Below are 13,404 nucleotides of genomic sequence, written 5' to 3' on the forward strand. Positions count from 1 at the left end.
CAACCGGTGCGTCGGCATCCTGCATGGCTGCCTCAAAACCCGCACGCACTACGACGAGGCGACCGCCTGGTCGCATCGTGTCGAGAAGGCTGCTGCTTGACATTCAAGCTCCTGGGATGTCTTTCGTCGGGTCTCCGGCGAGGATTTCTTGATTAGCGTGCGATCGCACATGGCCCCTCCCTGCGGGGCCCGGAAATCCTGGAGAACCCATGCGACCGCGTCGTATCGTCGCGGCGGCCTGCACCGCCGGCGTCGCGCTGTCCCTGTTCCCGATCACCGCCCAAGCGGCACAGCCGAACGACGGCCTGCAGTTCGTCGGCTTCCGCGACTCCGTCCTCGCCTCGCACACCTGGTACGTGCAGACGTTCGGCGGCAAACCCGTGCTCGGCAGCTACTTCGTCCGCCACATCGACAAGAAGACCGGTGCGGTCACCGTGGACGACGGCCGCATCGCGGTCGGCAACCTCAGCGACGTCACCCCGGACGTTTCTGTTGAAAGTGCGCAAGAAAAGACCCGGGGTGTTCCGTCGGACGCCAAACTGGCCGTCCTGCCCGGTGCGGACGCCAAGCTCGTCTACGAGGTGATCTCCGACGCGGGCAGGGGTTCCGTGCGCACGCTCGTCGACGCGTCGTCCGGTGCCGTGATCAAGACCGAGGAGCTGGTCAAGCGCGCCGACGGCACCGGCAAGGTGTTCTCGCCGAACCCGGTGGCGACGCTGCAGAACGAGGGCCTGGTCGACGCGAACGACGCCGACTCGGCGGTGCCCGCGACGGCGTACAAGTCGGTCAAGCTGTCCGATTTGGACGGTTCCGGCTACCTGAAGGGCAAGTACGCCCAGCTGCTCGGCGCCAAGAGCAAGCTCGCGTACTCGAAGACCAACGCGTTCAACTACACGCGCAACAACGACTTCTTCGAGCAGGTCGTCGCCTACCACGCGGTGACCGAGTCGCAGCGCTACGTCCAGGGCCTCGGTTTCACCAACGTGAACAACGAGGCGCAGGACATCACGACGATCGGCTACGCCGACGACAACTCGTTCTACGACCCGTCCAAGGACAAGATCACGTTCGGCACCGGTGGCGTCGACGACGCCGAGGACGCCGAGGTCGTGTGGCACGAGCTGGGTCACGCGATCCAGGACGCGCAGGTGCCCGGCTTCGGCTCCGGCACCGAGTCCGGCTCGATCGGCGAGGGCTTCGGCGACTGGTGGGCGCTGATCATGTCGTCCGCCGTGCAGCAGGACACCGCGACGACGCCGCTGGCGTGCATCGCGGACTGGGACGCCGTCTCCTACACCACGGCCAGGCCGCACTGCCTGCGCCGCACGGACACCGAGACGAAGTACTCCGAGCGCACCGGCGAGGTGCACCACGACGGCCAGATCTGGTCGCGCGCGCTGTTCGACGTGTTCAAGAAGTTCGGCCGCGACAAGTCGGCGAAGATCGTCCTGGAGGCGCAGTTCTCCTACTCGCCGAACACGTCGTTCTCGGCGGCCGCCAAGGCCACCGTGGAGACCGCCCGCAAGCTGTACGGCGACGCGGACGCCACGACCGTGAAGACCGCCTTCGCCGCCCGCGGCATCGCGGTCTGACCGTCAACTGTGAAGACCGTTTTGAGCGACTAGTGGCGGTTGCTCGCTGATCGTTCTGCCGTGACGCTGTGTGTGCCGCCGCTGACCGTGCACACACAGCGTCATCGGAAGGACTTGGCTATGGCGAAATCCCTGCGTCGCCTGTTCATGTCTGTCGTGGTGGCCGCACTCGCGAGCATCGCGGTCGCGGCCCCTGCCAGCGCGGACGTCGAACCGAACGTCGTCGGCGGCACCCGAGCGAGCACCGCGGACTTCCCGTGGGTCGTCTTCCTCGCGTCCACCTCGGGTGGTCAGTTCTGCGGCGGAACACTGGTGAAGGCCAACAAGGTCCTCACCGCGGCGCACTGCGTGAAGGGCCGCTCGCCCGCGGCGACCCGCGTCGTCCACGGTCGTGACGACAAGCAGAGCACGGTGGGCACGAACGCTGCCGTCACCAAGATCTGGGTGCACCCCAGCTACACGACGGCGACCGCGGGCTTCGACGTCGCGGTGCTCACCCTGGACCGGGCCATCACGTCGGCGACCCTGCCGCTCGCGACGCCCGCCGACGCCTCCCTCTACAAGGAGGGCAACAGCGCCCTCATCCTCGGCTGGGGCACCACCTCGTCCGGTGGCGCGGCGTCCCGCTACCTGCTCAAGGCCAACGTGCCGCTGACGTCCGACGCGACCTGCAAGAAGGCCTACCCGCAGTACAGCAACCAGTCGATGGTGTGCGCGGGCTTCCCGCAGGGTGGCGTCGACACCTGCCAGGGCGACTCCGGTGGCCCGCTGGTCTTCGGCGGCAAGCTCATCGGCGACACCTCGTGGGGCCGCGGCTGCGCGGCCGCCGGCTTCCCCGGTGTCTACGGGCGCATCGCGCCGTACTACGCGGCCATCACCGCACAGCTGTAGCACCAGCAAAACCATGGCAGTTGGCAGTGTTGTGCATTAGTCCACAGTGGACTATTTGAGGCTATCGTCTCTGCCATGGGGCATGGACACGGGCACGGCCACGGCCACCACACCGATCCGCAGCAGACGGTGTGGTGGTCGTTCGCCGTTCTGCTGGTCACGGCCGCGCTGCAGGCCGTCGTGGTCTTCTTCAGCGGGTCGGTCGCGCTGCTCGCGGACACGGTGCACAACGCCGCCGACGCGCTGACCGCCGTCCCGCTCGGCATCGCGTTCTTCCTGGGCAAACGTGCCGCGACGCTGCGCTTCCCCTACGGCTACGGGCGGGTCGAGGACCTGGCCGGTGTGGTCGTGGTGCTGCTGATCGGCTGCTCGGCCGTGTTCGCGGCCGTCGAGTCCGTCGCACGGCTCGTCGAACCCCGTGCGGTCACGGCGGTTCCGGCCGTCGCGGTCGCCGCCGTCGTCGGGTTCGCCGGCAACGAGGCCGTGGCGCGCTGGCGGATCAGGGTGGGCAGGCGGATCGGGTCCGCCGCGCTCGTCGCGGACGGCCTGCACGCCCGCACGGACGGCTACACCTCGCTCGCCGTGCTGGCCGCCGCCGGTGGGTCGTTGCTCGGCTGGTGGTGGGTCGACCCGCTGGTCGGGCTCGTGGTGGCGGTGCTGATCGGCGTCGTGCTGGTCGACGCGGGCAAGCAGGTCTTCGGGCGGCTGCTCGACGCCGCCGACCCGGTCGTCGCGCGGAAGGCGTCGTCCGTGGCGGGGGAGACGCCCGGCGTGCTGGCCGTCGAGGACGTGCGGCTGCGCTGGTCGGGACACGGTCAGCTGGCCGAGCTGACGGTCGTCGTCGCGCGGGACACGTCGCTGGTGGAGGCGCACCGGATCGCGCACGACGTGGAGCACCGGCTGCGGCACGAGGTCCACCGGTTGCAGCGCGCCCACGTGCACGCGCATCCTGCGTCACATGGATGATCTCGAGCAGTTTCCGGAGGACTGGGACACCGCGCTGGCCGTCGTCGCTCATCCGGACGACATGGAATACGGCGCGTCAGGTGCCGTCGCGCGGTGGACCGCGCAGGGCAAGAAGATCGTCTACCTGCTCGCCTGCCGCGGCGAGGCCGGCATCGACGGCATGGCGCCGGAGGAGGCCGGGCCGCTGCGGGAACGCGAGCAGTGGGCGGCCTGCGCGGCGGTCGGCGTCAGCGAGCTCGAGTTCCTCGACCACCCGGACGGGATGATGGAGTACGGGCTGCCGCTGCGCCGCGACATCGCCGCCGCGATCCGCAGGCACCGCCCGGAGCTCGTCATCACCGGCAACTACCGCGAGTCGTTCGCCGGTGGCTTCCTCAACCAGGCCGACCACATCGCCGTCGGCCGCGCGACCGTCGACGCGGTGCGCGACGCGGGGAACCGCTGGGTGTTCCGCGACCTCGAGCTCGAACCGTGGGGCGGCGTGAAGTACGTGGGGGTCTCGGGCTCCCCGGACGCCGTGCACGCAGTGGACATCACCGACACGTTCGACGCGGCCGTCGCCTCGCTGTGCGCGCACGAGCAGTACCTGGCCGGGCTGGGCGAGGGCGTCATGGGGGATCCGGACGCGTTCCTGCGCCCGTACGCGGAGAAGGCGGGTGAGCGGTTCGGGGGAGGTCTCGCGACGACGTTCGAGCTGCTCCGGATGTGAGGATCAACCCTTCGAGTGGACAGGGCGCATCCGGTGTGGATGCTTCTACCCATGTCCGCTGAACAGCACTACCTGGCCGGTCTCGATCTCCGGGGCCGGCGCGTCGTCGTGGTCGGCGGTGGCACGGTCGCACAGCGCCGCCTGCCCCGTCTCGTCGCGTGCGGTGCCGCCGTCGAACTGATCTCCCCGCACGTCACGCCCTCGGTCCAGGGCATGATCGACGCGGGTGAGCTGACCTGGCACGAGCGGCGCTACGCGCCCGGTGACCTCGACGGCGCCTGGTACGTGCTGGCCTGCACCTCCACCCCTGAGGCGAACGAGCAGATCGGGGCGGACGCCACCGAGCGGCAGATCTTCTGCGTGCGCGCGGACGTCGCCGTCGAGGGCACCGCGGTGACGCCCGCTGTCGGCCGCCACGACGGGCTGACCGTCGGCGTGCTGGCCGGCGGCGAGCACCGGCGTTCGGCCGCGGTGCGCGACGGGCTGGTGTCCGCGTTGCGCGACGGCTCGATCGCGGACCAGCACGAACAGCCCGTCGGTGTCGCGCTGGTCGGCGGCGGTCCCGGCGACCCGGACCTGATCACCGTGCGCGGCAGGCGGTTGCTCGGCCTCGCGGACGTCGTGGTCGCGGACCGGCTCGCGCCGCGCGAGCTGCTGGACGAGCTGCCGCCGCACGTCGAGGTGGTGGACGCGGCGAAGATCCCGTACGGGCGCGCGGCGTCGCAGGAGTTCATCAACACCACGCTGATCGAGAACGCCAAGGCCGGGAAGTTCGTGGTGCGGCTGAAGGGCGGTGATCCGTACGTCTTCGGCCGCGGCTTCGAGGAACTGCTGGAGTGTGCCGCCGCGGGGATCCCGGTGACCGTGGTGCCGGGCGTGACGTCCGCGTTCGGCGTGCCCGCGCTGGCGGACGTGCCGGTGACGCACCGGGGCGTGGCGCACGAGGTCGTCGTCGTCTCAGGTCACGTGGCGCCGGACGATCCGCGTTCTTTGGTCGATTGGTCCGCTTTGGCGCAATTGCGCGGCACCGTCGTGCTGATGATGGCCGTCGAGCGGGCGGGCGCGTTCGCGTCGGCACTCATGGCCGGTCGTCCCGCGTCCACCCCGGTCGCCGTGATCCAGGAGGGTTCGACTGCCGCGCAACGGGTCCTGCGGTCCACTTTGGACTCGGTGGCGGCGGACATGGCGGCGGCGGACATCCGCCCGCCCGCGATCATCGTCGTCGGCCCGGTCGCGGGACTAGGAAATAGTTAGACAAGTTTCCTAACAAATATTGACCGGCCTCGGCCGTCGGTGGGAGTCTGCCTGTACGCCGCCGTGTACCCATTGGGTTGTGCGGAGGCATCATGCGAGTTCTAGCGGCGGTCGGGATCCTGATCCTGAGCCTGTTCACAACGGCAGGTCCCGCTGAGGCGGCGCCCGCGCCGCAGCAGGTGTTCTTCACCTTCTACGGCTGGTACGACAACACGCCGCCGGGCGGCGACATCGCGTACCCGCAGATCCACAACAGCGCGGGCGGCAAGGGCACCTACGCCGACCCGATCACGTTCGCGACGTCGTCCAAGGAAGCGAAGCCGGGCACGAAGATCTGGGTTCCGCGGGTGAAGAAGTACTTCATCATGGAGGACAGCTGTTCTGCGTGTGAGCAGGACTGGAACGGCAACGGCCCCAACGGCGGCCCCAAGCTGTGGCACTTCGACCTGTGGGTCGGCGGCAAGGGCGGCAACGCCATGAACGCCATCGACTGCGAGGACGCCCTCACGAACTACCACGAGGACGGGAAGCCGGTGATGGAGGAGACCATCATCAACCCGCCCAACAACCTGACCGTGGACCCGACGCCGATCTTCAACACGCAGACCGGTGAGTGCTACGGCGGCGCGAAGCCGAAGACGACCATCGGCCAGTACAAGAACGTGTCGAACGGGCAGTGCCTGGAGAACCCCGGCACGACCGCGGGAACGCAGCTGAAGACGGCCGCGTGCAGTGGTGACCCGAAGCAGCAGTTCAAGTTCCACGGCGCGTTCATGGAGCACGGCACGAACCTGTGCACCGCTCAGTCGAGCGGCAAGGTCGTCATGAACAAGTGCAACGGCGGGCCGTCCCAGCAGTGGTCGGTCAACCCGAACAAGACGATCTCGGACATGCAGTCCAACACCAAGTGCTACCGGATCTCCGGGACCGCGGTGGTGGCCGGGAAGTGTTCGGGCAACGAGAGCAAGTGGGACTTCAAGTCCGCGACCTGAGGCGCAGCCGGCCGGGTGAGGTCTTCTTCACCCGGCCGGCGTCAGCCACCGCTGCAGTTCGCGGTGCCGGAACTGGTAGCCGATGCCGGAGACGCGCAGGATGCCGGCCTTCCACGCCCAGTCGAGGAACGTTCCGAAGCGCAGCGGCAGACCCTTGCGCCGTGCCGCGATCACCAGTGTGACGTGGTAGCGCACCCAGGCGCCTGAGGTGAACATCGTGCCCAGCGCGAAGCACGCGAGCGCGCCTGCCGCGCCGACCAGTGGGCCGTACGCCAGAGTCATGGGCAGCGTGCTGGCGAGCGCGATGAGCGAGCTGATGCCGAGAGACCACACCCCGCTGGTGCGCAGCGGGATCCGCGGCCCGCTCTGCCCGTCCCCGGTCGTGCTGTTGAACCCCAGCCAGATGAACACGCCGAGCAACAGTCCGCAGCAGAGCCAGATGTACGGGCTGACGCGCGCTTCCACCTGCCAGGGCACGATCTGGGACGTCGTGGCCAGCAGCCAGATGATGAGCCCGAGCGTCGCGCCGATGAACAGGCTCGACAGCAGGCTTCTCAGTCCTTCGGCGCTGCGCAGGTCGCGCAGGCGGACCTGGTAGAGCATCGGATCCCAGCTGAGCGCGTTGTTCAGCGCGACCAGCAGGACGATCCCCGTCAGGACCACGACGCCGATGCCGCCCGCCATGAAGCTCGGCGACAGGTCCGCGAAGTCCTCGAAGAAGTGCCTGATCTTGTGCGTCCAGACGTCGATCGGGCCCTCGCGCAGCCGCCACAGGAGGCCGAGTGCGGGGAACATGACGCCCAGGGTGACCGCGGCGTGCCAGAACCGGACGCGGTTCGGTCCGCCGACCGGCCACCAGGTGTGCAGGACGATGTCCGTGCCCGACATGGTGTTGCGGCTGCGCCAGTCGAGGTGTTCGGCGATGGTGACGAGCCAGCCCATCACCTGGTCCGCGTCGTACCCGCCGTGCAGCGACACCGCGCTGGGCACGTACCGCTCCAGCAGGAGCTGCTTCACCCTGCCCTCGTAGTCCGGTTCGCCCTGCTTCGGGATCAGCTCGGCGGGATTGCCTCCCGCGCGGTACACCGTGGTCGCGAGCGTCAGCTGCCACGGCGTGCCGAGCAGCTGCGCCAGCGGGCTGCCCGGCCGTTCGACCTCGTCCAGCACCTGGAGCCAGGCCAGTTCCTCGGTGAGGTCGTGCACGTGGGACCGCAGGTAGCTCACGATCTCGGGCGCGGTGAGGTCCAGGATCTCGACGTGGGTGGACGCGACGGAACTCCCGAGCCGCTCGTAGAACCCCTGGCGGCACGTGACGATGAGCGGTGCCCGTTCGCCTGCCCGGACGTAGCCGTTGAGCTTGGCGACCGCCGCGGCGGACCGCTCCGGTGGCGCGTCGTCGGGGTCCATCTCGTCGAGACCGTCGACCACGGGCAGGATCCACCGGTCGCGGACGAGCACCGTCGCGATGCGCCGGTCGAGCCGGAACCGGTCGACGAGCTCGTCGACGATCCACGCGTCGAAGCCCTTGCCGGTGTCCCACGACGCGAACGCCAGCCGGACGGGTACGGGATCGGTGCTCGTTCTCCGTTGCAGCAGCTGGATGATCAGCTCGAGCGCGAGGACCGTCTTGCCCGCACCGGGCTTGCCCAGGATGGTCAGCCGTTGCGGGTGCAGGTCCTCGAAGTACGTGCGGACCGAGTCCATGGTGCCGCTGGCGTCGCCGCCCACTTCCCGGAACCGTCCGAAGTCGCGGACGAACTCGAGGTTGGCGTGGGTGGTGGCCACTTCGTCGGTGCCGATCAGGCGGGCCCGTTCTTCGCTTTCCCTGGCCAGCAACTCTTTGGCGATGGAGTCCGCCACGTCCGCCAGCCGGGTGGGCGAGGTGTCCCTCGCCGCAAGGGTTTTCTCGCGCACGACCAGCGCGATACCCAGCACGCCCACCGGTAGCGCGATGATGTTGGCCCAGCCCGCGAGGACCTGGAAGTCGTTGTCGTCGGCGATGAAGCCGCGCAGGATCAGTACGACTGACACGACGAAACCCGCGACGACGAGGAGATGCGCTCCGAGCTTGGGGGAGCGCCACGTCTGTGCAGCCACGTTGGTCCTTATCGGTGCTGCCGGGTGGGCGTTACCGGTGGCTGTGCGGGGTGCGGTGTCGTGGCCCTGCGGGCTGTGGTGCCGTGGCCTGCGGGCTGTGGACAAAGTCCGTCTGCGGCGGCTCGAGAATCCGGAATTGTCGGTGCTGCCTGGAAAAATAAAAGCAGGGGACCCCTGGCGGGGACCCCTGCTTCAGCGTGCCGGTCAGACCGGCGCTACTGCTGTGGTGCTAGTGCTGCGTGCTAGTGCTGCGGTGCACGACGCGGACGGCCGGTGCGCTCGCCGCGAGCGAAGCCGGAACGGCCACCCTCGCTGCGCTCGCCGCGGGCGAAGCCGCTGCGGCTGCCGCCCTCGGCACCGCGCTCCGTGCGACGCGGGCCGCCGCGGAACTCGCCGCGACCGGTGCCACCACTGCTGCCGAAGCGGCGCGGGCCGCCACGGCGGGCGCTGGCGGGCTTCTCGCGCTCGATGACCGGCTCGCCGCTCGGGATGCGGGCGCCGGTGATGCGGATCAGCTCCTCGTCGCCGGGGCGCACCTTCGAGGTCTCCGGGCGGATGCCCGCGCGGGCCGCCATGCCCTGCACCGCGCGCCGCTGGTCGTGCGTGACCATGGTGACGACGATGCCGGACTGCCCGGCGCGCGCGGTACGACCGGCGCGGTGCAGGTAGTCCTTCGGGTCGGCCGGCGGGTCGACGTGCACGACGAGCGACACGTCGTCGACGTGGATGCCGCGCGCGGCGACGTCCGTGGCGATCAGGACCGGCGTGATGCCCTCGCGGAACTCGCCGAGAACCCTGGTGCGGGCGCTCTGCGCCTTGCCGCCGTGCAACGCACCCGCGTGCACGCCGACCGAGCGCAGCTTCTTCGCCAGGCGGTCGACGTGGTGCTTGGTGCGCACGAACATGATCGTGCGGCCCTCGCGAGCGGCGACCTCGGTGACGACGTTCTGCTTGTCCTCGGCGGACACGAAGAGCAGGTGGTGCTCCATCGTGGACACGCTCGCCGTGGCGGGCGCGACCGAGTGGGTCACCGGGGTGTGCAGGTACTGGCGCACGAGCTTGTCGACGTCACCGTCGAGCGTCGCGGAGAACAGCAGGCGCTGCCCGTCCATCGGCGTCAGGTCGAGGATGGCGCGGACCTGGGGCATGAAGCCCATGTCGGCCATCTGGTCGGCCTCGTCGAGCGCGGTGAACATGACCTGCGACAGGTCGCAGGTGCCCTGGCGGACGTGGTCCGACAGGCGGCCGGGCGTCGCGATCAGCAGGTCGACGCCGCGCCGCAGGTGGTCGATCTGGCGCGGGAACGACGTGCCGCCGACGACCGTGCGGCACCACAGGCCCAGTGCGCGGGCGTGCGGCGCCAGTGCGGTCTCGACCTGCATCGCGAGCTCGCGGGTCGGGACCAGGATCAGGGCGCGCGGCTGGTTCGGGCGAGCCTTGCCACCCGCGAGGCGGGACAGCAGGCCGAGGCCGAACGCCAGGGTCTTGCCGGAGCCGGTCTGGCCCCGGCCGAGAACGTCACGGCCGGCGAGGACGTCGGGCAGCGTCGCGGCCTGGATGGGGAACGGTTCGGTGATACCCGCCTCGTTCAGCGAACGCAGCAGCTGGTCGGCGAGACCCAGCTCGGCGAACGACGGCAGCGGACCCTCGGGGAGGGTGCTCTCGAAGGGCTCGGTGACGACCGGCGCCTCGACGACACGCTGCGGACGGTTGTTGCCCTGGCCGGAGCGACGCCGCGGCCTGCGGCTCTGTGAACGCTCGAAACGGCCTTCGGACATGGGTGGCAAAACATACCTCCGGGACGTGGCACGTCTCGGGGACGCCCCGCGGGATACGCGGTGCCGATCGCAAGGACGAGCCCGGCATGAACATCACGCCGTTGATTGGGTGGAACGCACCGGCGAGTCATCCGTCATCGGTGCACATGACAGTCTAGCCGATCAACGAATGCACTTTTCGCGCGGCCGCGCTCACCAGGGGTGTCCTTGCGCACAGGTGCGCGCCTGCGACGACCGCTGGAAACCACAGCGCGGCCGACATGGGACCTCCGGTGATGGGGACACCCTCCTTCTTGAGCTGCCTCACCGCCCAGATCGAGAACGGGGCGACGAGGGTCGGCGCGGTGAGGACGCCGGGTGTGTACTCGCGCAGGGCGGCACTCGCGGCCACGTGGGTGACGGAGTGCAGACCGAAGCCGATGAGCGCGGACTGGAAGAAGCCGGAACGGCCATCGGTGCGTGCTCCCTGCAACGCCGCGGCCGCCACGACCATTCCCACGGCGCCGATCGCGACGGCCGCCTGAGCCGGCGAGGTGTCCGGCACGAAGCGGTGCTTCCTCGTCCACCTCGGCATGGTCATGAGCTCTTCGACGTCGTGCAGAACCCAGGCGGCGAGCAGTCCCCAGGTCACCTTCGCGCTGGTCATGTCGTTTACGTTACACCTCGTATCGTATTATGGGCAGGTGCCTGGACGACCTCGCAGCGCGGCCGTCGACCGCGCGCTGACCGACGCCACCCTCGCCCTGCTCGACGAGGTCGGGCTCGACGCGCTGACGCTGGACGCCGTCGCCGCGCGCGCCGGTGTGAGCAGACCCGCGCTGTACCGGCGGTGGCCGTCCAAGCTGCACCTCGTCGCGCACGTCCTGATGGCGTCGGTCGTGCCGATGCCCGACCCGGACACCGGGTCCGCGCGCACCGATCTCGAACAGCTCGCCGCCGCGCTCGTCGGCGGCATGTCGTGGGTCGTGCTCGCGGTGCACGCCGAGGCGCGGCGCGTGCCCGAGCTGGGGGAGCGGCTCTACGAGTCGTTCCTCGCCGGACGCCACGCGCTCATCACATCCGTGGTGCGGCGCGGCGTGTCGCGCGGCGAGCTCCGGGCCGACGTCGACCCGGAGCTCGTGCGCGACCTGCTGTTCGGACCGCTCGTCTACCACTGGCTGGCGACGGGTGCGGTCCGATCACCGGACGAGGTGTTCGACCTCGTCTGGCCGGTGCTCAGCGCAGCCCCGCCACGTCCAGCAGCATCTCGATGAGCGCGGCCGGATCGGCGATCTCGGACGGCAGACCCCGCCCGCTGAACCACGCGGACACGTTGCGGACGTCGCGCTCCAGGAACTCCCGGCCGCGCGGGTTCGCGACGAGGTCCACGATCTGCGGCAGGTCGATCAGGACCAGCCTGCCGTCGTGCACCATCAGGTTGAACGCCGACAGGTCGCCGTGCGCCAGCCCCGCCTCGGCGAGGACCATCAGCGCGGCGACCAGCTGCCGCCACAGGTCGAGCAGCTCGTCCTCGTCGGGACGGGCCTGCGCGAGCCTCGGTGCGGCGTTGCCCTCGTCGTCGCCGATGAACTCCAGCAGCAGCTCGGTGCCGCTGCGCTGCACCGGGTACGGCACCGGGGCGCCGATCTGCCACAGCCTGCCGAGCGCGGCGAACTCCGCGACCGCCCACTGCTCCGCGATCAGGTTGCGCCCGAACGCGGTGCGGTTGGCGATGGCCCGCGTCTCGCGGGACTTCTTCATGCGGCGACCCTCGAGGTAGCCGCTGTCGCGGTGGAACATGCGGTGGTCGTTGCTGCGGTACCGCTTGGCGGCCAGCAGGCACGACCTGTCCGGCATCGCGCGTTCCAGCAGGAACACGTCGGCTTCCTTGCCGGTCTTGACGATGCCGAGCTCGCGGTCGACCGCGGCCAGCTCGGTGACGAGCCAGCCGGGATACGGCTTCGGGCCGTGCTCGGCGTCGCCCCAGGTGGACCAGCGATCGCCGTCCTCGGGGGTGTCCGCCTCGCTGAGCTGGTCCTCCCGCACGCGGGCGACGCGCAGCTTCTCCTCTTCGGTCATTCGGCCGCGACGCGTCGGTTCGGCGTCGTCGGCTGGTCGTCTGCTCTTCTTGGCCTTCCACCGCTTGTCGTCGGTGTCGTCGAAGGCGGACTCGAACTCGAGATGAAGATCGTGCTCGCGCACGGTGGGGTCTCCTACGAGATGAAGGGTGAACGCCCCACCGGCGCTGCTGCGACTGCTGTCGTGACGACTGCTGCGTCAGGCGCGAGGGGCGTGCGGACGGGTCGGTGCCACGTCCATGACAGGCGTAGACATGTCGCACCTCCTCGGTTCCATCACGCTTCTGCCCCGGAAGTCTGCCGGGTGTCGATCTCGGGCCGCAACCGAATTGACGGACGATCAGATCCGCCCTGTTCGGCCCGGTCGGCACGAGCTCGATGCCGGCCTTCTGCGCGAGCTTGACCAGGCCCTTCAGGTCGGACGGCTCGGCACGCGACGTCGCGATCGCCCGCGCCAGCAAACCCTTGTGCGCCTTGTTGAAGTGGCTGATGACCTTGCCGTCCTCGGTGATCACCCGGACCTGCGCGGCGTGCGGCAGCTTCGCGAGGTTCGCGTACGCGCCGGAGCGCAGGTCGACCACGAAGTCGGTGATCGAGGTGAGCGCGGGTTCCAGCACCGGCTTCCACACCGTCCGCAGGGAACCCAGTGCGGGCAGCGTGTTGCCGCCGGACAGCCGGTACGCCGGGATCGGGTCGCCCGCGTGCGCGATGCCGAACAGCGCCGACGCGACCGCCAGCCTGCGGTGCGCGCGTTCCTTCTCGGTCTTGGTGAGCGTTGTGACGTCCAGTGCGTCGTAGAGCACGCCGGTGTACCGGTGGAGCGCAGGCATCGTCGGTGACGTGCGCAGCTCCGCGTTGCGCTGCACCTCGTCGGTCTGCTTCGCGGAGATCTCCAGCGCCTCGATGCTGGCGCCGGTGTCCCGCGCCAGGTCGACGAGCGCGGTCGTCAGCTTGTCCCTGATCGGGTTCAGCTCGGGGAACGACAGGAGCTCGAGGTCGAGCGGCGCACCGCTGCCGCCGATCGCCTTGGTCTCCGACGGGGGGAGCAGCACCAGCACGGTCGGGAGT

General features: G+C 69.7%; 11 protein-coding genes and 1 pseudogene. 7 read left to right on the plus strand and 5 right to left on the minus strand.

What is annotated here, in order from left to right:
- Positions 1-209: 209 nt before the first annotated feature.
- The 6 genes from FKR81_RS20715 to FKR81_RS20740 all read left to right on the plus strand — a co-directional run bounded on the left by FKR81_RS20715 (position 210) and on the right by FKR81_RS20740 (position 6,404).
- Entirely contained in the window at positions 210-1,592 is a 1,383-nt protein-coding gene (locus FKR81_RS20715; RefSeq protein WP_146353770.1) for a M36 family metallopeptidase, read from the plus strand.
- Between the two features lie 120 nt (positions 1,593-1,712).
- Positions 1,713-2,483: a S1 family peptidase gene (locus tag FKR81_RS20720; RefSeq protein WP_146353771.1), complete on the plus strand. Its 771-nt coding sequence runs from the start codon at positions 1,713-1,715 to the stop codon at positions 2,481-2,483.
- A 75-nt stretch (positions 2,484-2,558) separates the two neighbouring features.
- Complete coding sequence (locus tag FKR81_RS20725; RefSeq protein WP_146353772.1) at positions 2,559-3,449, plus strand: cation diffusion facilitator family transporter; 891 nt, start codon at positions 2,559-2,561, stop codon at positions 3,447-3,449.
- On the plus strand, positions 3,442-4,158 hold the full coding sequence (locus FKR81_RS20730) for a PIG-L deacetylase family protein (protein ID WP_146353773.1): 717 nt from the start codon (positions 3,442-3,444) through the stop codon (positions 4,156-4,158). Before FKR81_RS20725 ends, FKR81_RS20730 begins: the two co-directional genes overlap by 8 nt.
- A gap of 51 nt (positions 4,159-4,209) precedes the next feature.
- Positions 4,210-5,412 (plus strand): uroporphyrinogen-III C-methyltransferase, encoded by a 1,203-nt coding sequence (gene cobA / locus FKR81_RS20735; protein ID WP_146353774.1) that lies wholly within the window; start codon positions 4,210-4,212, stop codon positions 5,410-5,412.
- Positions 5,413-5,504: 92 nt separating this feature from the next.
- Positions 5,505-6,404: an RICIN domain-containing protein gene (locus FKR81_RS20740; protein WP_235921665.1), complete on the plus strand. Its 900-nt coding sequence runs from the start codon at positions 5,505-5,507 to the stop codon at positions 6,402-6,404.
- 27 nt (positions 6,405-6,431) lie between these two features.
- On the opposite strand, the gene FKR81_RS45055 is transcribed toward FKR81_RS20740, so the two are convergent.
- The 3 genes from FKR81_RS45055 to FKR81_RS20755 form a co-directional block, all read right to left on the minus strand.
- The gene (locus FKR81_RS45055) at positions 6,432-8,501 is read right to left on the minus strand and encodes an NACHT domain-containing protein (RefSeq protein ID WP_235921666.1); all 2,070 of its coding nucleotides are present in this window, start codon (positions 8,499-8,501) and stop codon (positions 6,432-6,434) included.
- Positions 8,502-8,743: 242 nt separating this feature from the next.
- Complete coding sequence (locus FKR81_RS20750; protein WP_146353775.1) at positions 8,744-10,279, minus strand: DEAD/DEAH box helicase; 1,536 nt, start codon at positions 10,277-10,279, stop codon at positions 8,744-8,746.
- A 154-nt stretch (positions 10,280-10,433) separates the two neighbouring features.
- Positions 10,434-10,925, minus strand: coding sequence for an HXXEE domain-containing protein (locus FKR81_RS20755; protein WP_186763081.1), 492 nt, complete (start codon positions 10,923-10,925; stop codon positions 10,434-10,436).
- Positions 10,926-10,962: 37 nt separating this feature from the next.
- Here FKR81_RS20755 and FKR81_RS20760 point away from each other — a divergent pair, with 37 nt between their 5' ends.
- Positions 10,963-11,532 (plus strand): TetR/AcrR family transcriptional regulator, encoded by a 570-nt coding sequence (locus FKR81_RS20760; RefSeq protein WP_146353776.1) that lies wholly within the window; start codon positions 10,963-10,965, stop codon positions 11,530-11,532.
- Here FKR81_RS20760 and FKR81_RS20765 read toward each other — a convergent pair.
- On the minus strand, positions 11,495-12,460 hold the full coding sequence (locus tag FKR81_RS20765) for a serine protein kinase RIO (protein ID WP_235921667.1): 966 nt from the start codon (positions 12,458-12,460) through the stop codon (positions 11,495-11,497). The genes FKR81_RS20760 and FKR81_RS20765 overlap by 38 nt on opposite strands.
- 214 nt (positions 12,461-12,674) lie before the next feature.
- A pseudogene (yaaA, locus tag FKR81_RS20770) lies at positions 12,675-13,394 on the minus strand (peroxide stress protein YaaA); the annotation flags it as partial.
- Between the last annotated feature and the right edge of the window lie 10 nt (positions 13,395-13,404).

This window comes from Lentzea tibetensis, assembly GCF_007845675.1.
Taxonomy (GTDB): domain Bacteria; phylum Actinomycetota; class Actinomycetes; order Mycobacteriales; family Pseudonocardiaceae; genus Lentzea; species Lentzea tibetensis.

Bases quoted from the DNA above. Each gene is read 5' to 3' on its own strand.
- FKR81_RS20715 (WP_146353770.1), top strand. From the start codon at position 210: ATGCGACCGCGTCGTATCGTCGCGGCGGCCTGCACCGCCGGCGTCGCG.
- FKR81_RS20720 (WP_146353771.1), top strand. From the start codon at position 1,713: ATGGCGAAATCCCTGCGTCGCCTGTTCATGTCTGTCGTGGTGGCCGCA.
- FKR81_RS20725 (WP_146353772.1), top strand. From the start codon at position 2,559: ATGGGGCATGGACACGGGCACGGCCACGGCCACCACACCGATCCGCAG.
- FKR81_RS20730 (WP_146353773.1), top strand. From the start codon at position 3,442: ATGGATGATCTCGAGCAGTTTCCGGAGGACTGGGACACCGCGCTGGCC.
- cobA (WP_146353774.1), top strand. From the start codon at position 4,210: ATGTCCGCTGAACAGCACTACCTGGCCGGTCTCGATCTCCGGGGCCGG.
- FKR81_RS20740 (WP_235921665.1), top strand. From the start codon at position 5,505: ATGCGAGTTCTAGCGGCGGTCGGGATCCTGATCCTGAGCCTGTTCACA.
- FKR81_RS20750 (WP_146353775.1), bottom strand. From the start codon at position 10,279: ATGTCCGAAGGCCGTTTCGAGCGTTCACAGAGCCGCAGGCCGCGGCGT.
- FKR81_RS20755 (WP_186763081.1), bottom strand. From the start codon at position 10,925: ATGACCAGCGCGAAGGTGACCTGGGGACTGCTCGCCGCCTGGGTTCTG.